This window comes from Pseudonocardia yuanmonensis, from assembly GCF_039542425.1.
GTDB classification, from domain to species: Bacteria; Actinomycetota; Actinomycetes; order Mycobacteriales; family Pseudonocardiaceae; genus Pseudonocardia; species Pseudonocardia yuanmonensis.
Genome location: NZ_BAABIC010000026.1, coordinates 1 through 22,259 on the forward strand (window position 1 = coordinate 1; position 22,259 = coordinate 22,259).

At 73.8% G+C, this 22,259-nt stretch carries 21 protein-coding genes and 1 pseudogene; 7 read left to right on the forward strand and 15 right to left on the reverse strand.

All coding sequences use genetic code 11. The features are described 5' to 3' along the window. Nucleotides 1-352: AMP-binding protein (locus tag ABD990_RS28505; protein ID WP_345383857.1), on the reverse strand; the 352-nt coding region annotated here is incomplete at its 3' end. A 149-nt stretch (nt 353-501) separates the two neighbouring features. On the opposite strand from ABD990_RS28505, the gene serS reads away from it, so the two are divergent. Next, nucleotides 502-1,770: a serine--tRNA ligase gene (gene serS / locus ABD990_RS28510; protein ID WP_345383858.1), complete on the forward strand. Its 1,269-nt coding sequence runs from the start codon at nt 502-504 to the stop codon at nt 1,768-1,770. A 317-nt stretch (nt 1,771-2,087) separates the two neighbouring features. On the opposite strand, the gene ABD990_RS28515 is transcribed toward serS, so the two are convergent. Next, nucleotides 2,088-2,687 carry a helix-turn-helix domain-containing protein gene (locus ABD990_RS28515; RefSeq protein WP_345383859.1) on the reverse strand — a complete coding sequence of 200 codons (600 nt, stop codon included), beginning with the start codon at nt 2,685-2,687 and terminating at the stop codon, nt 2,088-2,090. A gap of 100 nt (nt 2,688-2,787) precedes the next feature. Between ABD990_RS28515 and ABD990_RS28520 the strand changes: the two genes are divergently transcribed. Continuing rightward, nucleotides 2,788-3,831 (forward strand): isopenicillin N synthase family dioxygenase, encoded by a 1,044-nt coding sequence (locus ABD990_RS28520; protein WP_345383860.1) that lies wholly within the window; start codon nt 2,788-2,790, stop codon nt 3,829-3,831. A gap of 69 nt (nt 3,832-3,900) precedes the next feature. Here the strand turns inward: ABD990_RS28520 and ABD990_RS28525 are convergent, their stop codons facing one another. The 5 genes and pseudogenes from ABD990_RS28525 to modA form a co-directional block, all read right to left on the reverse strand. Next, nucleotides 3,901-5,118 carry a S8 family peptidase gene (locus ABD990_RS28525; RefSeq protein WP_345383861.1) on the reverse strand — a complete coding sequence of 406 codons (1,218 nt, stop codon included), beginning with the start codon at nt 5,116-5,118 and terminating at the stop codon, nt 3,901-3,903. Between the two features lie 151 nt (nt 5,119-5,269). After that, nucleotides 5,270-5,848: a TOBE domain-containing protein gene (locus ABD990_RS34585; protein ID WP_425569682.1), complete on the reverse strand. Its 579-nt coding sequence runs from the start codon at nt 5,846-5,848 to the stop codon at nt 5,270-5,272. Between the two features lie 39 nt (nt 5,849-5,887). Continuing rightward, nucleotides 5,888-6,319, reverse strand: a pseudogene (locus tag ABD990_RS34590) (ABC transporter ATP-binding protein); the annotation flags it as partial. A gap of 50 nt (nt 6,320-6,369) precedes the next feature. Further along, a complete protein-coding gene (locus tag ABD990_RS28535) occupies nt 6,370-7,212 on the reverse strand; it encodes an ABC transporter permease (RefSeq protein ID WP_345383863.1) in 843 nt (280 codons plus the stop codon). Between the two features lie 16 nt (nt 7,213-7,228). Beyond that, the gene (gene modA, locus ABD990_RS28540; protein WP_345383864.1) at nt 7,229-8,014 is read right to left on the reverse strand and encodes a molybdate ABC transporter substrate-binding protein; all 786 of its coding nucleotides are present in this window, start codon (nt 8,012-8,014) and stop codon (nt 7,229-7,231) included. Between the two features lie 249 nt (nt 8,015-8,263). On the opposite strand from modA, the gene ABD990_RS28545 reads away from it, so the two are divergent. The 4 genes from ABD990_RS28545 (at nt 8,264) to ABD990_RS28560 (ending at nt 11,758) form a co-directional block, all read left to right on the forward strand. Then, the gene (locus tag ABD990_RS28545) at nt 8,264-9,466 is read left to right on the forward strand and encodes an acyl-CoA dehydrogenase family protein (RefSeq protein ID WP_345383865.1); all 1,203 of its coding nucleotides are present in this window, start codon (nt 8,264-8,266) and stop codon (nt 9,464-9,466) included. A gap of 445 nt (nt 9,467-9,911) precedes the next feature. Next, nucleotides 9,912-10,232, forward strand: a complete 321-nt coding sequence (locus ABD990_RS28550; RefSeq protein ID WP_345383866.1) for a hypothetical protein — start codon at nt 9,912-9,914, stop codon at nt 10,230-10,232. Between the two features lie 177 nt (nt 10,233-10,409). Then, nucleotides 10,410-11,471, forward strand: coding sequence for a GTP 3',8-cyclase MoaA (gene moaA, locus ABD990_RS28555; RefSeq protein ID WP_345383867.1), 1,062 nt, complete (start codon nt 10,410-10,412; stop codon nt 11,469-11,471). Between the two features lie 5 nt (nt 11,472-11,476). Continuing rightward, nucleotides 11,477-11,758, forward strand: a complete 282-nt coding sequence (locus ABD990_RS28560) for a MoaD/ThiS family protein (RefSeq protein ID WP_345383868.1) — start codon at nt 11,477-11,479, stop codon at nt 11,756-11,758. A 47-nt stretch (nt 11,759-11,805) separates the two neighbouring features. On the opposite strand, the gene ABD990_RS28565 is transcribed toward ABD990_RS28560, so the two are convergent. The 7 genes from ABD990_RS28565 to mftF all read right to left on the reverse strand — a co-directional run bounded on the left by ABD990_RS28565 (nt 11,806) and on the right by mftF (nt 20,486). Beyond that, nucleotides 11,806-12,819, reverse strand: a complete 1,014-nt coding sequence (locus ABD990_RS28565; RefSeq protein WP_345383869.1) for a P1 family peptidase — start codon at nt 12,817-12,819, stop codon at nt 11,806-11,808. Between the two features lie 135 nt (nt 12,820-12,954). Further along, nucleotides 12,955-13,845 carry an alpha/beta fold hydrolase gene (locus ABD990_RS28570; protein WP_345383870.1) on the reverse strand — a complete coding sequence of 297 codons (891 nt, stop codon included), beginning with the start codon at nt 13,843-13,845 and terminating at the stop codon, nt 12,955-12,957. 191 nt (nt 13,846-14,036) lie between these two features. Further along, nucleotides 14,037-14,786 carry an SRPBCC family protein gene (locus ABD990_RS28575; protein ID WP_345383871.1) on the reverse strand — a complete coding sequence of 250 codons (750 nt, stop codon included), beginning with the start codon at nt 14,784-14,786 and terminating at the stop codon, nt 14,037-14,039. 154 nt (nt 14,787-14,940) lie between these two features. Beyond that, nucleotides 14,941-15,792 carry an FAD binding domain-containing protein gene (locus ABD990_RS28580; protein ID WP_345383872.1) on the reverse strand — a complete coding sequence of 284 codons (852 nt, stop codon included), beginning with the start codon at nt 15,790-15,792 and terminating at the stop codon, nt 14,941-14,943. Next, nucleotides 15,789-18,269 (reverse strand): xanthine dehydrogenase family protein molybdopterin-binding subunit, encoded by a 2,481-nt coding sequence (locus ABD990_RS28585; protein WP_345383873.1) that lies wholly within the window; start codon nt 18,267-18,269, stop codon nt 15,789-15,791. The genes ABD990_RS28580 and ABD990_RS28585 overlap by 4 nt, the downstream gene beginning before the upstream one ends. Before the next feature lie 3 nt (nt 18,270-18,272). Further along, nucleotides 18,273-18,785 (reverse strand): (2Fe-2S)-binding protein, encoded by a 513-nt coding sequence (locus ABD990_RS28590; protein WP_345383874.1) that lies wholly within the window; start codon nt 18,783-18,785, stop codon nt 18,273-18,275. A 276-nt stretch (nt 18,786-19,061) separates the two neighbouring features. Beyond that, entirely contained in the window at nt 19,062-20,486 is a 1,425-nt protein-coding gene (gene mftF / locus ABD990_RS28595) for a mycofactocin biosynthesis glycosyltransferase MftF (RefSeq protein ID WP_345383875.1), read from the reverse strand. 62 nt (nt 20,487-20,548) lie between these two features. Here mftF and ABD990_RS28600 point away from each other — a divergent pair, with 62 nt between their 5' ends. Further along, nucleotides 20,549-21,697, forward strand: coding sequence for an alkaline phosphatase family protein (locus ABD990_RS28600; protein ID WP_345383876.1), 1,149 nt, complete (start codon nt 20,549-20,551; stop codon nt 21,695-21,697). Here ABD990_RS28600 and ABD990_RS28605 read toward each other — a convergent pair. Then, entirely contained in the window at nt 21,684-22,241 is a 558-nt protein-coding gene (locus ABD990_RS28605; protein ID WP_345383877.1) for a Uma2 family endonuclease, read from the reverse strand. The genes ABD990_RS28600 and ABD990_RS28605 overlap by 14 nt on opposite strands. Nucleotides 22,242-22,259 lie beyond the last annotated feature (18 nt).

Consider the following 22,259-nt stretch of genomic DNA (forward strand, 5'->3'; position numbering starts at 1 on the left):
GCACGTACTCCAGCTCGTGCGTGCGATAGGACGGGTTGATGTTGACCAGGATCGCGCCGATCTTCGCCGTCGCGTACTGCAACAGCGTCCACTCCGCCATGTTCGGCGCCCAGATCCCCACCCGATCACCCTTGACGACCCCCGCGTCGAGCAGCCCGAGCGCCAGGGCGTCGACGTCCGCCCGCAGCTGGGCGTAGGTCCACCGCCGGCCCGTCGGGACCTCGACCAGCGCCTCCCGCTCCGGGTCCGCCGCGACCGTCCGGTCGAGGTTGTCCCCGATGGTGTCCCCCAGCAACGGGACGTCGGAGATGCCGGAGGCGTACGACGGCAGCGCGGGGGTGGAGGTGGTCACTGCATCCTCCTCGAAGGGTCGGGCGGCGCAGCGTTGTGCGCCCGGTCACGTGATCGCGACTCATCCTGCCGACGACCCGCCCCCGAGCGCCACCCTCCTACGGGGGAGGAGCCGGAAAACGCGCTGCGGCCGGGCGATACGCTCGGGCGATGCACGACCCCCGCGTCCTGCTCGATCCCGCCACCGACGCGGTGCGCAAGCTCGCGCGCCGCGGCTACTCGCTCGATCTGGAGCGCCTCGAGAAGCTGCTCGGCGGCCGCAACGCGGCCATCCAGCGGGGCGACGAGTCCCGGGCCGAGGCGAACCGGCTGCAGAAGGCGGTCAAGGGGGCGTCCCCCGAGGAGCGGCCCGCCCTCGTCGAGAAGGCGCGGGAGACCAAGGCCGCGATCACCCTCGCCGAGGAGGAGCACAAGGCCCTCGAGGCCCAGCTCACCGAGTACCTCCTGGAGATCCCGAACCTGCCCGCCGACGAGCTGCCGGACGGCGCCAGCGACGAGGACGCCCAGGAGGTCCGGACCTGGGGTGAGATCCCGGCCGTCGAGAACCCGCTCGACCACGTCGACCTCGGCGAGAAGCTCGGGATCCTGGACCTGCCGCGGGCGACCAAGCTGTCCGGCCCGCGGTTCGCGGTGCTCAAGGGCCGCGGTGCCGCGCTCGAGCGTGCGCTCGCCCGGTTCTTCCTGGACCTGCACACCGAGCACCACGGGTACACCGAGTGGTCGGTGCCGGCGCTGGTCACGCGCCCGACGATGACCGGCACCGGGCAGCTGCCCAAGTTCGAGCAGGACCTGTTCCGCACCGAGGTCGCCGACCGGGAGCTGTTCCTCATCCCGACGGCCGAGGTGCCGCTGACCAACCTGCACGCCCGCGAGACCCTCGCCGCCGAGGAGCTCCCACTGGCCTACACCGCGCAGACGCCGTGCTTCCGCTCCGAGGCCGGCTCCTACGGCAAGGACACCCGCGGGCTCATCCGCGTGCACGAGTTCTCGAAGGTCGAGCTGGTCCGCATCGTCGACCCGGCCCGTGCGCGCGAGGAGCTGGAGGTCCTGCTCGGGCACGCCGAGGCCGTCGTCCAGGCGCTCGGGCTGGCCTACCGCGTCGTGCGGCTCGCGGCCGGCGACATCGGTTTCTCCGCCGAGTACACCTACGACATCGAGGTGTGGCTGCCCAGCCAGGGCCGCTACCGGGAGATCAGCTCGGTCTCGGACTTCGGCACGTTCCAGGCCCGCCGGGCCGGCATCCGGACGAAGGCGAAGGACGGCGCGCGGGGCTTCGCGGCCACGCTCAACGGCTCGGGCCTCCCGATCGGCCGCACCCTGGTCGCGGTCCTGGAGCAGGGCCAGCAGCCCGACGGCAGCGTCCGCATCCCGCCCGCCCTCGTCCCCTACACGGGCTTCGACACCCTCACCCCCGCCTGACCCCGACTCGCGGAAGCCGACGCCCCGACTCGCGCACCCTTCCCGCGAGTCGTGCCCTGAGCTCCCGCGAGTCGGGCTCTGAGCTCCCGCGAGTCGGGCCCTGAGCTCCCGCGAGTCGCGCCCTGGGCTCCCGCGAGTCGGGCTCTGAACTCCCGCGAGTCGGGCTCTGAGCTCCCGCGAGTCGCGCCCTGGGCTCCCGCGAGTCGTGAGCAGCAGCGCCGCGAGTCGGCAGCCACCTCGCGCCACACCGTGCACGACGTCCCGCTCGCACTGCAGGAAGTCCCGACTCGCGGCAGTGCTCACCTGCACGGCGCCGGTCAGGAGCGGGGCGGGCGGAGGGTGGGGCCGTCGGAGGGATGGGCGATGGCCAGCAGGACGTGGACCGGGGCGTCGCCGTGCACCCGCCAGCGGTGCCGGGCCGAGGCGGGGTGGGACGCGAGCTCCCGCGGCGCGAGCACCACCGGGTCCGCGCCCTCGACCTCCACCTCGAGCTCCCCGCTCACCACGTAGACCGCCATGTCGCCGGGCAGCGCGAACCACTCCTCGAGGTACTCCCCCGGCGCGACGACGTACTCGATCACCTCGAGCGGGTTCCCCGGCTGCATCACCAGCGCCCGCCCGCGCGCCGCGTCCGGCCGGTTCGCGACCGGGATCTCCCGACCCTCGCCCGCCCGCACCACGGTCACGCCCGTCCCCGCGGGGGCGGGTAGCAGCGCGCCCGGCAGCTCGCCGAGCGCCTCCGCCAGCCGGTAGGTCGTGACCATCGACGGCGCGCTGACGCCCCGCTCGATCTGCGAGAGGAACGGCTGGCTCACCCCGGCCCGCCGCGCCAGCTCGCGCATGGACAGCCCGGCCTTCTCCCGCAGCGCGCGGATCGTGGCCCCGACCCGCGCGTTGAGCGCCGCCTCGTCCTCCACCCGCTCCTCCTGCCCGAGCCGACCCCGACTGACAGTCCTTGACAGTCGAACATCACCGAACGATAGTCGCGAGCAATCACTTCTCACCAGGAGCAGCCCCATGGCAGTCGCCGAGACCCGCGACGGCGTCCTCGACGTCCCGATCATCGACCTGACCCCGTTCCGCACCGCGGGCTCGGACGCCGACCGCGATGCCGTGGCCCGCGCCGTGGACCACGCCGCGCGGACGGTCGGGTTCATGCAGGTCGTCGGGCACGGGATCCCGGTGCGGACGCTCGACGCGTTCACCGCCGCCATGGACGCCTTCTTCGCCCAGGACCTCGCGACCAAGTCCGCTCACCGCTGCCCGCCCGGCGTGAACCGCGGCTACACCCCGCCCCGGTCCGAGTCGCTGGCCAACAGCCTCGGCCTGGTCTCCGCCGCCGACCTCTTCGAGGCCTTCAACGTCGGCGCGCAGGCCGCGGACTTCCCGGGCCTGAACCTCTCGGAGGAGGACTACGAGACCAATGTCTGGCCGGACGTCCCGGGCTTCCGCCCCGCCGTCGAGGCCTGGTTTGCGGCCGCCGGCGAGGTCGCCCGGACGATGACGCGCGTGTTCGGCCGCGCGCTCGGGCTCGGCGAGGACCACCTGACCCGGTTCACCGGGCACTCCGTCGACGTCCTGCGGATGATCAACTACCGCCTGCCGTCCGCGGACGCCGACCTCGAGCCCGACCAGGTCGGCATGGGCGCGCACACCGACTACGGCATCGTCACCGTGCTGTGGGCCGACGCGGTGCCCGGCCTGGAGATCCTCGACGGCGACGGCCGCTGGCACCCCGTGCAGCCCGCGCCGGGCGCCCTGCTGGTCAACCTCGGCGACGCGCTGGCCCGCTGGACCAACGACCGCTGGATCTCCACCCTGCACCGGGTCGCCGCCCCGCGGGTCGACGGCCGGCTCGTCCCGCGCCGCTCTGCCGCCTTCTTCCACGACGGCGACGTCGACGCGGTGATCGCCCCGCTGCCCACCTGCGTCGACGCCGAACACCCCGCCCTCTACGAGCCGGTGACGGTCCGCGAGCACCTCCACGCGAAGCTCGCCGGCTCCCGCGGCGGCGTGCTGACCGAGGGCGCCGACCGCGAGGCCGCCCGCCTGTCCCGCTGAGAACGCGCTGACCCCCTAGCGAACGGCACTCTCGTTCACTCCTACTGAGCGAGAGCGCCGTTCGTGCCTCTACAGGCCAGCGGTGTTGAGGAGCAGGTTCGGGGTGCCGCCCGTGTCCCCGCCCGCGATCTTGCCCGGGACGGCGTTGTCCAGCATCCACTTCTTGATCGTGGCGCTGGGGGCGTCGCCGTAGGTCTGCTTGTACAGCGCCGCGACGCCAGCGGCGAAGGGGGCAGCCATCGAGGTCCCGGTGTAGGAGGCCGTCCGGCCGCCGGGCGTGGTCGCGACGATGCTGGTCCCGGGCGCGTAGAGGCTCACGCACGGCCCGGTGCTCGACGAGCTGTTGCGCCGGTCGTCGATGGTCGAGTTGGCCACGACCAGCACGCCGGCGGCCGCCCGCGGGGCGACGCCGCAGTCGTCGGCCCCGCTGTTGCCGGCCGAGGAGGCGACGAACACCCCGTCGTCCACCAGGTTCGTCACCGCGGAGAGCAGCGCGTCCGAGGGCCCGTAGCTCCAGGACATGACCGCGACCGCCGGGCCGGTCCGGTGGTTCTGCAGCACCCAGTCGAGGCCCGAGAGCAGCGAGGAGAGGGTGCCGGAACCGTTGCAGTCGAGCACCTTCACCGCGCGGACCTGCGCGTCCTTGGCCACGCCGTAGCCGCGCGAGGCCGCGATCCCGCCGACGACCGTGCCGTGGCCGTCGCAGTCGGTGTCCGTGCCGTCGATCGTGTTGGTGCCCCAGCTGGCCCGGCCGCCGAAGTCCGGGTGCGTGACGTCGACCCCGGTGTCCACCACGTAGACGGTGACGCCCTGGCCGGTGGCGCGAGTGGTGTAGCGGCCGTCGAGCGGCAGGTCGCGCTGGTCGATGCGGTCCAGTCCCCAGTTCGGCGGGTTCTCCTGGACGGCCTCGGTGAGCCCGGGCTGCCGTGCCGCGCGGGGTCCCAGCGGGTCGAACCGCCGGTCCTCCTCGACGCCGAGGATCCCCGGCAGCTCCTTGAGCCGGGCGAGCTGCTCGGCGCTGAGCCGGGCCGCGAAGCCGGTCAACGCCCGGGTGAAGACGGTCGTCGGGGAGACCCCGAGCTCGGTCGCGGCGTCCGTCGCGCGCTGCGCGTCCCGGGCGAGGACGACGTAGTCACCGGGCAGGCCCGTCGCGGCCGGCCCGATCGTCACGGCCGTCCCGGCCTCGACCGTGTCGGCCGCCGGACTCGCCAGCGCGACGGAGCCGGTCACCGGGAGCAGCCCGATCGCGATCGCGACGGAGGCGAGCCGCAGCAGCTGGCGTGTCACGGAAAGCGACGGTAGGCCCCCACCGCCCCGCGACATAGGTACACGATAGTGGCCCGGGTGACCCCTGTGACCGATGAGGTGACGTTCGGTTGCGAAGGTTTGAGCGGACCGAGTGCCCGCATCCGGGTCGGGAGCGAAGCGCCGCAGCGGCCTATCCCGCCCGGTGGATCTCGACCTCGGTGGCCTTCACCGCGAACCAGAGGGGCACCCCGGGCTCGGCCCCGAGGTCGGCGACCGCGGCGGGCGTGACGTCCGCGGCCAGGCCGTCGAGCCAGTCCGGGCCGCCCTCCCGAGGCGCCGCCCGCAGCCGGACGACGTCGCCGTGCGGCTCGATCGAGGCCAGCCGGACCGGCAGGACGTTGCGGGGACTGCCGTGCGGCTCGGCGGCGAACACCGCCACCGCCGAGGGCGGGAACACCGCGACCGCGGGCTCACCGGCCCCGTCGTCCTCCGAGCCGGCGTCGCCCCGCCCGGTGATCACCCTGCCGTCGACGGTGCGGAGCGCGCCGCCCTCGCGCACCCCGGGGATCAGGTCGAGGCCGGCGATCCGGGCGGTGAAGGCACTGCGTGGCCGCCCGAGCACCTCCCGCGTCGGCCCCTGCTCCACCACGTGTCCGTGCGTCAGCACGACGACGCGGTCGGCCAGCACCAGCGCGTCGAGCGCCGAGTGCGTGACCAGCACCGCGGTCTGCTTGCCGTCCCGGATCACGCGGCGCAGCAGCGAGCGCATGGCCGGTGCGGCGTCGACGTCGAGGGCGGCGAGCGGCTCGTCGAGCAGCAGCAGGCCGGGCTCCGGCGCGATCGCGCGGGCCAGCGCCACCCGCTGCTGCTGGCCGCCGGAGAGCTGGGCGGGCTTGCGGCCGGCCAGCTCGGGCAGGCCGGGCAGGACGTCGGCGAGCAGGGCCTGCGCCCGCGCCTCGGCCTCCCGCTTCGGCACGCCCTGCGCCCGCGGCCCGAACGCGACGTTGGCCAGCGCGGTCATGTGCGGGAAGAGCAGGGCCTGTTGCGCGAGCAACCCGACGCCGCGCCGGTGCGCGGGCACGAAGACGCCCGCCTCGACGTCCGTGACGGTGCGGTCGCCCACCCGCACGTGCCCGGCGTCGGGTCGCAGCAGTCCGGACAGGATGCCGAGCAGCGTCGACTTGCCCGCCCCGTTGGGGCCGAGTACGGCGACGACCTCGCCCGGCGCGGCCGTCAGCGCGACCTGCAGGGAGAAACCCTCCCGGTCGAGCCGGACCTCCACCTCGAGGCTCACGAGAGCCCCTCGGAGCCCCGGGGCCGCCCCACCAGGATCACGACGATCGCCACCGCGACCAGCAGCAGGGAGAGCGCGACGGCGCCGTCGACGTCCGTCTCCCGCTCCAGGTAGACGAGCAGCGGGAGCGTGCGGGTGGTGCCCTGCAGGCTGCCGGCGAAGGCGATGGTCGCCCCGAACTCGCCCATGCAGCGGGCGAAGGCCAGCACCGAACCGGAGGCCAGCCCGGGCAGGACCAGCGGGATCGTGACCCGCCGGAAGGCCAGCGACGGGGAGGCGCCGAGCGTGGCCGCCACCGCCTCGTAGCGCCGGCCGGCGGTGCGTAGCGCCCCCTCCAGCGACACGACGAGGAAGGGCAGGGCCACGAAGGTCTGGGCGAGCACGACGGCCGCCGTGGTGAACGGGACGGTGATCCCGAAGGCCAGGTCCAGGCCGCGCCCGACCAGCCCGGTGCGGCCGAGCAGGAACAGCAGCGCCAGACCCCCCACCACGGGGGGCAGCACGAGCGGCAGCAGGACGATCGCGCGCAGGGCCCGCTGCCCGCGCAGGCGACCGCGGGCGAGGACCACGGCGAGCGGCCCGCCGAGCAGGATGCAGAGCAGCGTCGAGACGGCCGCGGTCTCCAGCGAGAGGCGGAGCGCGTCCAGCGCGGCGTCGCCGAGCAGCAGCTCGGGCATCCGCGTCCAGTCGGCCTTCCACAACAGCCCGACGACCGGCAGCGCGATCAGCAGGAACGCGAGACCGGCGGGGATCCACACGAACCACGGGAGCCCGACCGGCTCCTCGTGCCGGTCGGGCCTGCGGGCGGCCCGCGCCCGGCTGTCCGGGGGAGCCGTCATGCCGTGCCCACGGTCCTCACGGGGCGCCGAACCCCTGCGCCTCGAGGGCCTTCGTGCCGGTCTCGCCGGTCACCAGGTCCACCCACCTCTGCGCGAGCTCGGCCTGCGGCGCGTCCTTGACGACGGTGATCGGGTAGTCGGTCTTCGCGGCGGCGGCCTCCGGGAAGCTCACGCCCTGGACCTGCCCCTTCGCGGCGTTGACGTCCGTGACGTAGACGAGGCCGGCGTCGGCGTTGCCGGTGGAGACCTTGCTCAGCACGGACTTGACGTCGCTCTCCTCGCTGACCGGCTGCAGCTGCACACCGGTGCTCTGCTCCACCTTCGTGGTGGCCGCCCCGCACGGTACCTGGGGCGCGCACACCACGGTCTTGACGTCGGGCTTCGCCAGGTCCGCGAACGCGGCGACGCCCTTGGGGTTGCCCGGCGCGGTCGCGATCTGCAGGACGTTGGTGGCGAACACCGTCGGCGCGGCGGCGGTGAGGCCGGCGTCGGACACGGTCTTCATGGTGGGGTCGCTGGCCGCGGCGAAGACGTCGGCCGGGGCGCCGTTGACGATCTGCTGCGCGAGGTCGGACGAGCCGCCGTAGTTCAGGCTGACGTCGACGCCCGGGTTGTCGGTCTCGAACTGCTTCTCCAGGGCGTCGAACGACTCGGTCAGCGACGCCGCGGCGAACACCGTGAGCGTGCGGGCCTCGGGCGCCGCCGCGGATCCGCCGGTGCCCGGGGCCTGCGACGGCGAGCTGCACGCCGCGGCGAGCACGACGGCCAGGCCGGCGACACCGACGGCCACGGGACGCTTCATGAACTTCCTCCGGGGATCTCCACCACGACGTTCGTGGACTCGACGAGGGCCACCGCGAGCGACCCGAGGTCGCGGACCGCCTCCCTGCGCATCAACGAGACGCTCCGGCGCGGCCCACGCCTCGGTGATCCGGAATTGCGGCACGGGCGAGATCCTATGTCCGCGTCTGCGCGGATCGCCACCGGTCGGGGGACGCACATCACGTCGGGCTCGTTGTTTAATGCACCTGCATTGTGGTGTCATTCCCCCGTGGACTTCGAACCCAGCGCCGCCGCTGCCGACTACACCAAGCGCATGCGCGCGTTCCTCGACGAGGAGGTCCTCCCCGCCGAGGCCGCGTACGACGCCTTCCGCGCCGAACGCCGCGGGACCCCGCAGGAGTGGGACCTGCCGCCCGTCGTCGAGGAGCTGAAGGCCAAGGCCCGCGATCGCGGGCTGTGGAACCTGTTCCTGCCGGCGATCTCGGGGCTGTCGAACCTGGAGTACGCCGCCGTGGCCGAGGTGTCCGGCTGGTCCCCGGTGATCGCGCCCGAGGCGATCAACTGCCAGGCCCCGGACACCGGGAACATGGAGACCCTGCACCTGTTCGGCACGCCCGAGCAGAAGGAGCAGTGGCTCGACCCGCTGCTGGAGGGCGAGATCCGCTCGGCCTTCGCGATGACCGAGCCGCAGGTCGCCTCGTCCGACGCCACGAACGTCGAGACCCGCATCGAGCGGCAGGGCGACGAGTACGTCATCAACGGCCGCAAGTGGTGGATCTCCGGCGCCGCCGACGAGCGCTGCACGATCTTCATCGTCATGGGCAAGACGGACCCCGAGGCGGCCAAGCACCGTCAGCAGTCGATGGTCCTGGTCCCGCGGGACACCCCGGGCCTGGAGATCACCCGCCACCTGCCGACCTTCGGCTACCAGGACCAGCACGGGCACTCGGAGCTGCGGCTGACGGACGTCCGGGTGCCGGTGTCGAACCTGCTCGGCGAGGAGGGCGGCGGCTTCGCCATCTCCCAGGCCCGCCTCGGGCCGGGCCGCATCCACCACTGCATGCGGCTGATCGGCATGGCCGAGCGTTCGGTGGACCTCATGGTCAAGCGGGCCAAGGACCGCGTCGCGTTCGGCCGGCCGCTGGCCGAGCAGGGCGTGGTCCGCGAGCAGATCGCGCTGTCCCGCATGGAGATCGAGCAGTCCCGGCTGCTGGTGCTCAAGACCGCCTGGCTGATCGACAAGTTCGGCGCCAAGGGCGCCGCCAGCGAGATCGCGGCCATCAAGGTCGTGGTGCCGCGGATGGCGTGCGCGGTGATCGACCGGGCCATGCAGGTCCACGGCGGCGGCGCGATGAGCGACGACTTCCCGCTGGCCTACTTCTACACGTGGGCCCGGGCCCTGCGCTTCGCCGACGGGCCCGACGAGGTCCACATCCGCTCCGTCGCCCGGCAGGAGCTCGCGCAGCACTAGGGGGCGTCTGGTGGATCATCCGCCGCGGCCTCGGCGCCCGGACGACCCCTGGCTGCGTTGTCGCCGGGCCCGAATACGCCCGGTATGAGGACCCGGCTCCGCCTTGCCAGGAGCCGCCCGGATCACCGAGCCCCTCGACGGTGAACCACCAGACGCCCCCTAGGAGCTCCGACGGCCGGGCGAGTGCTCCCCCGAACGGCCCTTGTCCGGTTCGCCGGACGGGGTCACGGTGGAGCGCGCCCGGCCGTGGGGCGTGACGGCGGCGCCGTGGAGGGTGCCGCGGAGGCGTGACGGAGGCGATGCCCGTGCGAAGAGTGCGTGCCCGCGGGAGCGCCACGGTGTCCGGGCCCGGTTCCGCCATCTCCCTCCCGCTGCGACGAGCCGCCCGCCACCGGCGGGCCGGGTCCGGCTCCTGACCGTGCTCGCACCACCACGGGAGTCACCCATGCTCACGACCACCGACGTCCAGACCCGGCTCGCCGAGTGCCGGGAGAAGTCAGGGGCCGCGCTGCGCGCCGCCGAGGCGGACACGGGCGCGTCCGTCGTCCTGCTCGCCGTCGTCCGGGAGTACGACTCGAAGGCGGCGAAGGCCGGGCGCCTGGCCGCCGAGAGCGACGCGGCGGCGCACGACGCCGTCGTCGAGCTCGAGCAGGCGGCGGACAGCGCCAAGGCGGCGGCCGAGGCCGACCCGGGCATCGACCCGAAGACCCGCGAGGCCGTGCTCGACGCGCACCTCGCGATCTGCATCCTCAAGACCGAGATCTGAGCCCGGCACCCAGTGTCCGGCGGGCGGGGTGGTCCTCGCCTTCGGGACAGGCCGGGCCGGCCGTCGCGGGCCGCTCCTGCGCCCCGCGACGGCTTTCCGATCCGCATCTGCGGAGCGCTCTGACCTGGCGTTTTGGGCCCTGGATGAAGATCGCGGCGGGCGGTTACCCTCGTGTACGTGACGGCAACCGAGCTGGGTCTCCCCGCACTGCGGGGCACCGCGAAGCGGGACCCGGGCCGCCCCGACGACAGCCGCCTGATCGACGGGTTCGGCCGGGTCGCCACCGATCTGCGCATCTCGCTGACCGATCGGTGCAACCTCCGCTGCACCTACTGCATGCCCGCCGAGGGCCTCGACTGGATGCCACGCGAGGAACAGCTGACGGACGCGGAGCTCGTCCGGCTGGTCGCGATCGCGGTCCGCGACCTCGGCGTGCACGAGCTGCGCTTCACCGGCGGCGAGCCGCTGCTGCGCAAGGGGCTCGAGGAGGTCATCGCCGCCTCGGCCGCGCTGGAGCCGCGCCCGGACATCTCGCTGACCACCAACGGCATCGGGCTGGCCCGCCGCGCCGAGGCGCTGGCCGCGGCCGGCGTCAACCGGCTCAACGTCTCGATGGACACGCTGCGCCCCGAGCGCTTCGCCACCATCACCCGCCGCGACCGGCTGTCGGACGTGCTCGCGGGGCTCGCCGCCGCGCGGGCCGCCGGCCTCGAGCCCGTCAAGATCAACACCGTGCTGCTGCGCGGGGTGAACGACGACGAGGCCACCGACCTGCTGGCCTTCGCCGTCGAGCACGGCTACGAGCTGCGGTTCATCGAGCAGATGCCGCTCGACGCCCAGCACGGCTGGGAGCGCAGCGAGATGATCACCGCCGGCGAGATCATGGAGAGGCTGTCGGCGCGCTTCACCCTCACGCCGGACGGCGAGGAGCGTGGCGGCGCCCCCGCCGAGCGCTACCTGGTCGACGGCGGCCCGGCCCGCGTCGGCGTGATCGCCTCGGTCACCCGGCCCTTCTGCGGCGCCTGCGACCGCACCCGGCTCACCGCCGACGGGCAGGTGCGCTCCTGCCTCTTCGCGCGCACCGAGACCGACCTGCGCGCGCTGGTCCGAGGCGGGGCGAGCGACGCCGAGATCGCCGACGTGTGGCGGTACGCGATGTGGGGCAAGCTCGCCGGGCACGGCATCGACGACCCCGGGTTCCTGCAGCCCGACCGCCCGATGAGCGCCATCGGCGGGTGAGGAGGATGGGCACCGTGACCACCACCACCGCCCTCCGGACCGTGACGGTCCGGTACTTCGCGGCCGCCAAGGCGGCGGCCGGCCGGGACGCCGAGACCCTCGCGGTGCCCGCCGACGCGACCGTCGCCGCGCTCGGCGACACCCTCGCCGAGCGGTACGGCCCCGAGTTCGCGCGGGTGCTCGCCCGCTGCTCCTACCTGGTCGACGAGATCGCGGTGCGGGACCCGCAGCGGGTACTGCCCGAGGGCGCCGTCGTCGACGTCCTGCCGCCCTTCGCCGGCGGCTGAGCGCGCTCGCAGCCGGCCGACCGCGCTCGACCCCGCCACGCCGCGGCTCAGAGCGCCGTCGTGCTGCGGTAGGAGGGCCAGGAGCCGCCCGCGGTGGTGACCGGGGTCGCGGCCAGCACGGCGTGCACCACGGCGCGGGTGACGACGTCGGCCGCCGCCGCGTGCAGCGCGAACTGCTCCTCGGGGCCCGCGATCGTACGGTCGCCGGTGGCCAGCGCGAAGATCGCGTCCCCGTCCATGATGGTGTGCACCGGGTCGAGCGCCCTGGCGTAGCCGTCGTGGGCGACGGTCGCCAGCCGCCCGCACCCCGCCTTGTCCAGCGTCGCGTCCGTCGCGACGACCGCGAGCGTCGTTGCCGTGCCGGGGTCGCCCACACCCGGGCGGCGCCGGGCGCCGGCGAGCGCGCCGACGGCGTCGGCCGGGAGCTCGGCGTCGGGGAACTCCCCCGGCAGGCCGTGCCGAGCACCCAGCAACCGCCCGGTCGGCCCGTGCACGGGCGACCCGACGGCGTTGACCGCGACCAGGGCGGCGACCGTAATTCCGTTGTCGAGGACGGCGCTGGCCGTGCCGACGCCGCCCTTCAACCCACCGGCCGTCGCCCCCGTGCCCGCACCGACGACACCTTGCGCGATCGGTCCGGCCGTGGCCGCGTCGTAGGCCGCGGCGCCGGTCTCCGCGGTCGGGCGGGCCGTGAACCGGCCGCCGCGCCCGAGGTCGAAGAGGACCGCAGCGGGCACGATCGGCACGACGCCGCCCGTCACGGGGAACCCCTCCCCCGCGGCCTCGAGCCGCTCCATGACCCCGTGAGCCGCGGCGAGGCCATAGGCGCTGCCCCCGGACAGCACGATCGCGTGCACCCGCTGCACGGTGTTGCCCGGCGCGAGCAGGTCGATCTCCCGGGTACCGGGTGCCGCGCCGCGGACGTCGGCACCGGCCACCGCCCCGCCGGGCGGGCAGAGCACCACCGTCGTGCCGCTCAACGCGTCCTCCCCGGCCACGGTCGCGTGACCCACCCGGATCCCGGGGACGTCGGTGATCCCGTTGTGCGGTCCGGCGCGCATGCCCCGATCCTCGCACCCGCGGCGCCCCGAGCAGAGCCGCCGTGAGATCAGCACCACGGTCCCCCGATCATGCTCCGACAGCACCGGTGCTGATCGCAGCCCGCCTCCGCTTCTCAGCCCACCTCCCGGAGCGGGTCAGCCGCTCAGGAACTCCACGATCCGCTTGTTCACGTCGCCGGGCCGCTGCACGTGCATGAAGTGGCCGACGCCCGGGATCAGCTCGGAGCGCGACCCCGGCCCGCAGTGCGAGGGCACACGGTCGACCTGCTCCTGCGTCATGCCATGGCAGCCGTCGTCCGTGCCGTGCAGGTACAGGGTCGGCTGCGGGATGTCCGCACCCCACGCGTCCGCCTGCTCGGCCGCCCACTCGGGGGTGCCGAAGCGCTTCGGATCGAACTGCCCCCAGTAGTACGCGAGGGCGGCCCGGAAGTGGTCGGGCTCGCGGATACAGGCCTTCACCAGCGGCAGGTCCTCGGAGGCGTCGTAGCCCGGCGACCAGTCCGCCCAGATGCGGTCGATGAAGGCGAAGTCGTCCGCCGCCACGATCTGCTCGACCACGTTCGTCATCTGGAAGTACCAGAAGTAGAACGACCGCTTGATCTGGTCGTAGGTCACGATGTTCTCGCCGAAGATCGCGAACGGCGGGATGTTGACGACGGCGCAGCGCGACCAGCGCTCCGGCTCCTTCGCGGCGGCACCCCACGTCCCGAGGGCGGCCCAGTCGTGGGAGATCACGACCGCACGCTCGTCCCCGCCGAGTGCCTCGTGGAGCGCGATCTGGTCCGCGACCATCGTCGAGCTGTGGACGTGGTGGCGGTCGATCGGCAGCTCCGTCGGCGCGAACCCGCGGTTGAACGGGGCCACCGCCCTGAACCCGGCGTCGGCCAGGGCGGGGAGGAGGTACCGGTAGGTGAACGGCGAGTCCGGGAAGCCGTGCATGCACAGGGCGAGCGGCCCGTCCCCGGCGGTCAAATACTCGAAGGTCAGGTTGTTGGCGCGAACGGTACCCCGCTGGAACTCCTGCATGGCACTCCTCCCTCGGGGTCCGGCCCCTGCTGGGCCGGACGGGACGCCACGCCGGGCGCCGCGACCGCACCGGCGCGGCGGGCGCGACCGTAGCCGGACCACCGAGCGGGCGACGACGGGCAGAAGCCCGAGAACGCCGAGGGCCGGCGACCCTTGCGGGTCGCCGGCCCTCGGCCGTGCGTGTGTCCGGCTCAGCTCTTCCGCAGGTTGCGGACGATGATGAAGATCGCGAGCAGCACGCCCAGCACACCCGCGACCGGGACGAGCCGCTTCACGATCGGCGCGCCCGCGGTGTCGAGCAGGTCGATGGCGTCGACGCTGCTCTTCATCGGGGCGGGCGTGGTGGTGGCCGGCTTCGCCGCGCTGGCGCTCGGCTCGGTGCCCATCGGCGACGGGACGGTGGCGTCCGGGGTCTCCGAGGCCACGCCGCCGACGGTCGGGGTGGCCGGGGCGGCCGTCGTGGCCGGGGTGACGGGCTCGGCCGGCGCCTGCTCCTTCTCGGTCAGCTTGTCCGCGAGGCAGGACGAGAACTGGCCGATGATCTTGTCGGCGACGTCCGAGATCACGCCGCGGCCGAACTGCGCCGGCCGGCCGGTGATGGTCATGTCGGTGACCATCGTGACCTCGGTCTTGTCCGGGCCGTCGGCCTTCATCGTGCCCGTGACCTTCGCGGCGGCGGTGCCGTTGCCGCGCGAGTCGCGCCCGGTGGCGTCGATGACGACCTTGTGGTTGGCGTCGTCGCGCTCGATGTAGGTGCCCTTGCCCTTGTAGGTCAGCGAGATCGGGCCCAGCTTCACCTTCACGGTCCCGGTGAAGGAGTCGCCCGTGTACTCCGTCAGCGTGGCGCCGGGGAAGCAGGGGGCGACGGTCTCCGGGTTGTTCAGGGCCGCCCAGGCGTCCGCAATGGGCGCCGCGATCGTGAACTTGTTCTCCAGCTGCATGACTTCCAGTCTCCTCGTCGGCGAGTCCGCCGCGCCTCGCGGCGGGCGGAGCTCCAGGTAGGAGAGACGGCGGGACGCCTGCCCGGAACCCGGGCAGGCGTCCGGCCGTCCTCGCGGATGCCTACGGAGACGACGTCCGCTCCGTAAGCTGCGCTCAGCCGGCGGCCGCCAGCACCGCCCGGCCGGTGAGCACCCTGGCCAGGTGCTCACGGTAGTCGGCTGCGGCATCCGCGTCACTCGGAGCCGACGTGCCCTCCGTCGCGTGCTCGGCCGCGGCACGCACCGTGTCCGCGGTCGCGGGCTGGCCCACGAGCGCCTGCTCGACCCCGGTGGCCCGGATCGGCGTGGTGCCCATGTTGGTCAGCCCGATGCGGGCCTCGGCGATGGAGCCGCCCTCCACCCGCAGCGCCGCGGCGACGGCCACCATCGACCAGGCCTGCGCGGTGCGGTTGAACTTCTCGTAGTGCGTGCTCCAGCCGGTGTACTTCGGGAACCGGACCTGGGTGAGGATCTCGCCCTCGCCGATCGCGGTGGTGAAGTAGTCGACGAAGAACTCGCCCGCCGGGACCGTGCGGGTGCCGGAGGACCCGGCGATCACGAACTCGGCGTCGAGGGCCAGGGCGACGGCGCCCAGGTCGCCGGCCGGGTCGGCGTGCGCCAGCGCGCCGCCGAGCGTGCCGCGGTGGCGCACCTGCGGGTCCGCCACGGTCGCGGTGGCCTGCGAGAGCAGCGTCACGTGCTGCTTGACCAGGTCGTCCCGCATCACGTCGTGGTGCGGGGCCATCGCGCCGATGGCGATCCGGTCCCCGTCCTCGCTGATCTGCCGCAGCTCGGCGATGCCGCCCAGGTCGATGACGACGGACGGCGCGGCGAGCCGCAGGCGGAGGACCGGCAGCAGGCTCTGCCCGCCGGCGAGGATCTTGGCGTCGTCCCCGCCCTGCTGCAGCGCGCTGACGGCCTCCTCGACCGACGACGGCCGGACGTAGTCGAACTTGGCGGGGATCACTGGACCTCTCCCTGCGGGTTGTTGGGGTCGATGGAGCCGAGCCCGGCGCCCGGCGAGTGGGTGTCGACCGGGGTCTCCTGCGTGGAGCGGCCCTGCGCCTCCTGGATCGCGCGCCACACGCGCTGGGAGGTCGTCGGCATCTCGATGTCCTCGACGCCGAGGTGGCGGACCGCATCGAGCACGCCGTTGACGATCGCCGGGGTGGAGGCGATGGTGCCCGCCTCGCCCACGCCCTTGACGCCGAGCGGGTTCGACGTGGCCGGGGTGCTGACGATCTCCGTGGTGAAGCTCGGCAGGTCGGCCGCGGACGGCACGGTGTAGTCGACGAAGGTGCCGTTGACCAGGGTGCCCTGGTCGTCGTAGTTGGCCTCCTCGAACAGCGCCTGCGCGATGCCCTGGGCGAGGCCGCCGTGGACCTGGCCCTCGGCGATCAGCGGGTTGACGACGTTGCCGATGTCGTCGACGCAGACGTAGTGGCGCAGGTTCACCCGGCCCGTCTCGGTGTCGACCTCCATCGCGGCGAGATGGGTGCCGTGCGGGAAGGAGAAGTTCTCCGGGTCGTACACCGCGTCGGAGTCGAGCGACGGCTCCATGCCCTCCGGGTAGTCGTGCGCCATGAACGCGGCGAACGCGATCTCCTGGATCGCCTTGCCCTTGTCCGTGCCGCGGACGGTGAACTGCCCGGCGTTGAACTCGATGTCGCCCTCGTCGGCCTCGAGCAGGTGCGCGGCGATCTTCTTCGCCTTCTCGATGACCTTGTCCGCGGCCATCGTGATCGCGATGCCGCCGACGACGAGCGAGCGCGAGCCGTAGGTGTCGAGGCCCTTGGGCGACGACGCGGTGTCGCCGTGCAGGATCTCGACGTCCTCGAACGGCACGCCCAGCTTGTCCGCGACGATCTGGGAGAACGCCGTCTCGTGGCCCTGGCCGTGCGCGGAGGCGCCGGTGATGACCTCGACCTTGCCGGTGGCGAGCATCCGGATGCTCGCGGCCTCCCAGCCGCCGGCGCCGTAGGCCAGCGAGCCCAGCACCCGCGAGGGCGCGAGGCCGCACATCTCGGTGAAGGTCGAGATGCCGATGCCCAGCTGGACCTTGTCGCCGCGCTCGCGGCGCTCGGCCTGCTCGCGGCGCAGGGCCTCGTAGTCGAAGAGCTCCTTGGCCCGGGCGGTGGCCTGCTCGTAGTTGCCCGAGTCGTAGGTCAGCCCGCACACCGTGGTGAACGGGAACTCCTCGTGCTTGATCCAGTTCTGCTCGCGCAGCTCCAGCGGCTCGCGGCCCAGCTCGACGGCGAGCTCGTCCATGATCCGCTCGATGGCGAAGGTCGCCTCGGGACGGCCGGCGCCGCGGTAGGCGTCCGTCAGGGTCTTCGTGGTGAAGACGTTGGTGTCCTGGAAGCGGTAGGCCGGGATCTTGTAGATCGCGTTGAACATGAACGCGCCCAGCACAGGCACGCCGGGGCCGACCAGCCCCAGGTAGGCGCCCATGTCGGCGAGGAGCTTGACGTCCAGGGCGGTGATCGTGCCGTCCTTGCGCGCCGCGATCGTGATGTCCTGGATCTGGTCCCGCCCGTGGTGGGCGGCGAGCATGCTCTCCGACCGGGTCTCGGTCCACTTGACCGGCCTGCCCAGTTTCTGGGCCAGCAGGACGGTCATCATCTCCTCGGGCAGCACACCGATCTTGCCGCCGAAGCCGCCGCCCACGTCCGGGGCGATGACCCGGACCTTGGACTCGGGGATGCCGAGGGTCACCGTGGTCATGGTGCGCAGGATGTGCGGGATCTGGGTGGCCGACCAGATCACCATCTGCTCGCCGGTCGGGTCGACCACGCAGGAGCGCGGCTCCATGAACGCCGGGATGAGGCGCTGCTGGCGGAACCGGCGCCGGACGACGACCTGGTCCGGGTCGGACTCGGCCGCGGCGATCGCGTCGGCGGCGCTGCCGCCCGTGCCGGCCTCGGCGGAGTCGAAGACCCAGGTGGCGGACTCGTTGGTGCCCAGGTCCGGGTGCACCAGGGTGGCGCCCTCGGCGAGCGCGGCCTCCATGTCCAGGACCGGGTCGAGCGGGTCGTAGTCGACCTCGACGAGCTCGGCCGCGTCCTTGGCCTCGGCGGCGCTGCGCGCGACCACGACCGCCACGCCCTCGCCGGCGAAGTGGACGGTGTCCTTGGCCAGGACGGGGCGCTGCGGGGCCTTCTGGTCGGGCGTGATCGGCCACGCGCAGGGCATGCCGACCTCGTCGGCGCCGAGGTCCGAGACCGTGTAGACGCCGTGCACGCCCGGGGCGCGCTTCGCCTCGGTGGTGTCGATGCCGGTGATGCGCGCGTGCGCCAGCGGGGAGCGGACGATCGCCACGTGCAGGGTGCCGGGCGGGGTGATCGCGTCGGTGTAGCGGCTGCGGCCGGTGATCAGGCGCGCGTCCTCCTTGCGGACGCGGGACTTGCCGAACTCGAGCGCGGTGGTGTCGGCGGTCGCGGTCATCTCTCAGTCTCCTGCGACAGGGGCGGGCGTCTCGGTCGGGGCGGACGCGCCGGGCTTCATCATCTGGGCCGCGCGCTGCACGGAGCGGACGATGTTCTGGTAGCCGGTGCAGCGGCAGAGGTTGCCCTCGATGCCCTCGCGCACCTCGTTCTCGTCGGGGTCGGGGTTGTCCCCGAGCAGGTCGACGGCCGCCATGATCATGCCCGGGGTGCAGTAGCCGCACTGCAGGCCGTGGCACTCGTTGAAGGCCTTCTGCACCGGGTGCAGCTCACCGTCGCGGGCCAGGCCCTCGATGGTCAGCACCTCCCCGCCGTCGGCCTGCACCGCCAGCACCGAACAGCTCTTCACGCTCTGCCCGTTCAGGTGCACGGTGCAGGCACCGCAGTTGCTGGTGTCGCAGCCGACCAGCGTGCCCGTCTTGCCGAGCCGTTCCCTGAGGTACTGGACCAGCAACATGCGGGGCTCGACCTCGTCGGCGTAGTTCACGCCGTCGACGGTGACCCGGACCTCTGCCATGAGTCTCTCTCCCAACCGCGGTGGTGGTCGCGTCCTCCGGGAGAGCCACCGGTGGTCGGTGCGCTCTCGGGCCGCGCACATGGCTGTGGCGGCGAGCACATCACACTCCCGATCTTCAGGTGGTGCAAGGGACCGCGGACCGCCTCCGGGCAGCGCGGACGGACCATGGGAGCGGAGATCCGCAGGCGCGGACCGGTGGCGCAGCGGACTCCGCAGCCGCGGACGGGGAGCGGAAGCCCAATCACCCGTCCGGACCAGTCCGGACGGGGGGCTGCCTCACTTCCGACCGGGTGAGGCCGGGCGCAGTGCGGCCGTGTCGCGGGCCTTCAAGGCCCCCCACCAGAGCCCCGCCCCGTAGGCCAGGTCGTCCAGGCGGTGGGCGACCAGGTGGGTCACGGGATCCGGTCGGACGGCCGGGTCGTACCGCCGGTGGGTCCACCAGTCCCCCAGCCCCTCCGCGAGGGCGGCGAGCAGCACCGCGCGCCGGGCGCGGCGGGAGAAGGGGACCAGGGCGGCGGCGAGCGGCCAGTGGTGGCGCAGCAGCGCGTTCGCCACCTGCAGGCCCGCGCCGGAGAGCCCGAGGCCGGCCAGCCGGGCCGCCGAGAACCGCGGCCGCTCGAGCCGGGACAGCTTGCGGGACAAGCGTTCCGCGGCGACAGCGGTGACCGCCGCGGCGACGGGCACGGACCAGCGGCGCTGGGCCAGCAGGGCGGCGCAGGCCGCCGCCGTCCACGGGCTGAGCACCATGGGCGGCACCGCGCCCCGGTGCCGGCGGGCGAGCGGCGCGGCCCCGGTGCCGTAGTAGGCCTTGCGCAGCCACCACTCCCGCGGCGACGTCCGGTGGTCGTGCGCGACGCGGGCGGCCGGCTCGTAACGCAGGCGCCGGCCTGCCGCATGCAGCCGCAGCACCAGGTCGACGTCCTCGGCCACGTGCATGTCCTCGTCGAACCCCGCGCCGACGGCGTCCCGACGGACGAGCATCGCGGCGCTCGGCACGTAGGCGACCCGGCTGCGCGGCACGATCAGCGCGGGATCGGGGCCCAGGTCCAGGCTGGACCGCACGGCCTCGTAGCGGCCCACCGCTCCCCGCACGGGATGCAGCGCGACGATCCGCGGGGCCACCAGCGCCACCGCCGGATCGGCGAGGTGGTCCAGCAGTGGGTCGAGCCAGCCCTCCTGCGGCACCACGTCCGAGTCCAGGAACATCACCAGCGGCGTCGTGGCCGCGACCAGGCCGGCGTTGCGGGCGGCGGCCGGTCCGCGCGGGGTCTCGTGCCGGATCACGCGGCCGTGCGCGGCCTTGACCGTGGCCGCCAGTCCCTCGGGGTCCGCGCCGCCGTCGTCGACCACGACCAGGCCGCCGAGGTCCGCCGGCAGGGCGGCGAGCAGCCGGTCGAGCGGGCGGTCCTTCACCGGGACGACGACGGTGACCTCGCCCCGCCCCGGGCCGCCCGGGATCGGGTGGGCGGGATGGGCGAAGCCGGAGTCGAGCAGGGTGCGGGCCAGGGCCCGGGAGACGGGGTCGGCGACGGTCACCGAGTCGCCCGTGCCGAGCACGGCCTGCGCCCGCGGGGTCAGGTGGACGAGCTTCGGCGGGGCCCCGCCCAGGAGCGCCGACCCGCCGTCGCGTCCGGCCAGCCGGCGCACCCGCCGGTCCAGCACCACGCGCATCCCGTCCGGCAGCGTCCCCGTCGAACCCACCCGGGGATCCAAACACGCCGCGGCGGTTCGGGGCCCGGGCGGTGACGTGGCACTCTCACCCCGTGTCCTCCGGTGATCCGCTGCTGCCCCGCTACGGCGAGCGCTCGCTGGCCGAGGTGTTCCCGGCCGTCCTCGCCGCGCTGGGCGTGCCGGGCCCGGCGCCCGCGATCCCGCTGCCGCCGGTGCGCGCGGCCGCGGTCCTGCTCGTCGACGGGCTGGGCGCCGAGCTGCTGCGGACCCACGCCGAGGACGCCCCGTTCCTGGCCTCGCTCGGCGGCGAGCCGCTGACCGTCGGGTTCCCGTCGAGCACCTCGATCAGCATCACCTCGCTCGGCACCGGGCTGCCGCCGGGCAGGCACGGCGTGGTCGGGATCAGCTTCCGGGCGTGCGGCGACGCACTGCTCGACTCCCTCAGGTGGACCTCCTACGGCGAGCCGGAGCCGGCCGACCTGCGCGAGACCCTGCCGCCCGAGCAGGTGCAGCCCGCGCCGACCGCGCTCGAACGGGCCGCGGCCGCGGGCGTGCAGGTCACGTCGGTGGGGCCCAGGGCCTTCCGCGGCTCGGGCCTGACCCGCGCGGCGCTGCGCGGCGGGCAGTACCGGAGCGTGCTGGCCCTGGGCGACCTCGCCGCCGGGGTCGTCGAGGCGCTCGCCGGGCCGGGCCGCCGGCTCTGCTACGGCTACCACGCCGACCTCGACACCCTCGGGCACGTGCACGGCCCCGGCTCCGTCGCCTGGCGCTACCAGCTGCGGCAGATCGACCGGCTCGCCGCGACGATCGCCGACCGGCTGCCGCAGGACGCGTTGCTCGCGGTCACCGGGGACCACGGCATGGTGCAGGTGACCCGCCGCTACGACGCCGACGAGCTCACCTCGCTGCGGCTCGGCGTCCGGTTGCTCGGTGGCGATCCCCGCGCCCGGCACGTCTACGTCCAGGAGGGTGCGCTCGACGAGGTCCACGCCGCGTGGCGGGAGACCCTCGGGGGCGACGCCTGGATCGTCACCCGCGACGAGGCCGTGGCCGCGGACTGGTTCGGTCCGCTCGGGCCGCACGTCGCGGACCGGATCGGCGACCTCGTCGTCGCCCTGCGGGGGTCGGCGGGGGTGGTGCGGACGGTCGCCGAACCCGTGCTCGCGGGCCTACCCGGCCAGCACGGCTCGCTGACCGCGGAGGAGCAGCTGGTGCCGCTGCTGGTGGCTACCGCGCAGTGAGCCGGTCGAGGTCGAGGGTGACGGGGACGCTGGCGACCTGCGGCGACGCGCTGCCCGTCCACTCCCCCGTCAGCTCGTACTCTCCGTCGACGAGCTGGAAGGCCGTCAGGGTCACCTGGCCGAGAAGGTCGACGATCCAGTACTGCCGGATCCCGGCGTCCGCGTACTCGGAGTACTTCAACACCCGGTCGACCCGGCGTGTCCCGTCGGAGAGGATCTCGACGGCGAGCAGCACCTCCGCCGCCTCGGCACGCGCGCGGTCCGGCTCGTACACGTCGGTTCGCATGACGACCACGTCGGGCGCCCGGATCGTCAGCGGTGACTCCTCCAGCATGACCTCGACGTCGCCGAGGACGATCAGATCGTCGGGGAGAGCTTCGTCGAGCCGAGCGGTGAGACGCAGGCAAGCCCGCTGGTGACCGAACACCGGCTTCGCCGACACCACCAACATCCCTTCGGCCACCTCGAGCCGCAGGTCGCCGCTCTCGGGCAGCGCCTCCCACTCGGCGAGCGTGATGGGGTGGTCGGGCCACGTCAGACTCATCGCGCGTCTCCTTCCCGG

What these genes read in the sequence shown, in the direction of transcription:
- ABD990_RS28605 (WP_345383877.1), bottom strand. Translation starts at nt 22,241, where the DNA reads ATGAGTCTGACGTGGCCCGACCACCCCATCACGCTCGCCGAGTGGGAG.
- serS (WP_345383858.1), top strand. Translation starts at nt 502, where the DNA reads ATGCACGACCCCCGCGTCCTGCTCGATCCCGCCACCGACGCGGTGCGC.
- modA (WP_345383864.1), bottom strand. Translation starts at nt 8,014, where the DNA reads ATGAAGCGTCCCGTGGCCGTCGGTGTCGCCGGCCTGGCCGTCGTGCTC.
- ABD990_RS28560 (WP_345383868.1), top strand. Translation starts at nt 11,477, where the DNA reads ATGGGCACCGTGACCACCACCACCGCCCTCCGGACCGTGACGGTCCGG.
- ABD990_RS28535 (WP_345383863.1), bottom strand. Translation starts at nt 7,212, where the DNA reads ATGACGGCTCCCCCGGACAGCCGGGCGCGGGCCGCCCGCAGGCCCGAC.
- ABD990_RS28585 (WP_345383873.1), bottom strand. Translation starts at nt 18,269, where the DNA reads ATGACCGCGACCGCCGACACCACCGCGCTCGAGTTCGGCAAGTCCCGC.
- ABD990_RS28570 (WP_345383870.1), bottom strand. Translation starts at nt 13,845, where the DNA reads ATGCAGGAGTTCCAGCGGGGTACCGTTCGCGCCAACAACCTGACCTTC.
- ABD990_RS28590 (WP_345383874.1), bottom strand. Translation starts at nt 18,785, where the DNA reads ATGGCAGAGGTCCGGGTCACCGTCGACGGCGTGAACTACGCCGACGAG.
- ABD990_RS34585 (WP_425569682.1), bottom strand. Translation starts at nt 5,848, where the DNA reads ATGCGCTCGCTGCTGCGCCGCGTGATCCGGGACGGCAAGCAGACCGCG.
- ABD990_RS28520 (WP_345383860.1), top strand. Translation starts at nt 2,788, where the DNA reads ATGGCAGTCGCCGAGACCCGCGACGGCGTCCTCGACGTCCCGATCATC.
- ABD990_RS28575 (WP_345383871.1), bottom strand. Translation starts at nt 14,786, where the DNA reads ATGCAGCTGGAGAACAAGTTCACGATCGCGGCGCCCATTGCGGACGCC.
- ABD990_RS28550 (WP_345383866.1), top strand. Translation starts at nt 9,912, where the DNA reads ATGCTCACGACCACCGACGTCCAGACCCGGCTCGCCGAGTGCCGGGAG.
- ABD990_RS28565 (WP_345383869.1), bottom strand. Translation starts at nt 12,819, where the DNA reads ATGCGCGCCGGACCGCACAACGGGATCACCGACGTCCCCGGGATCCGG.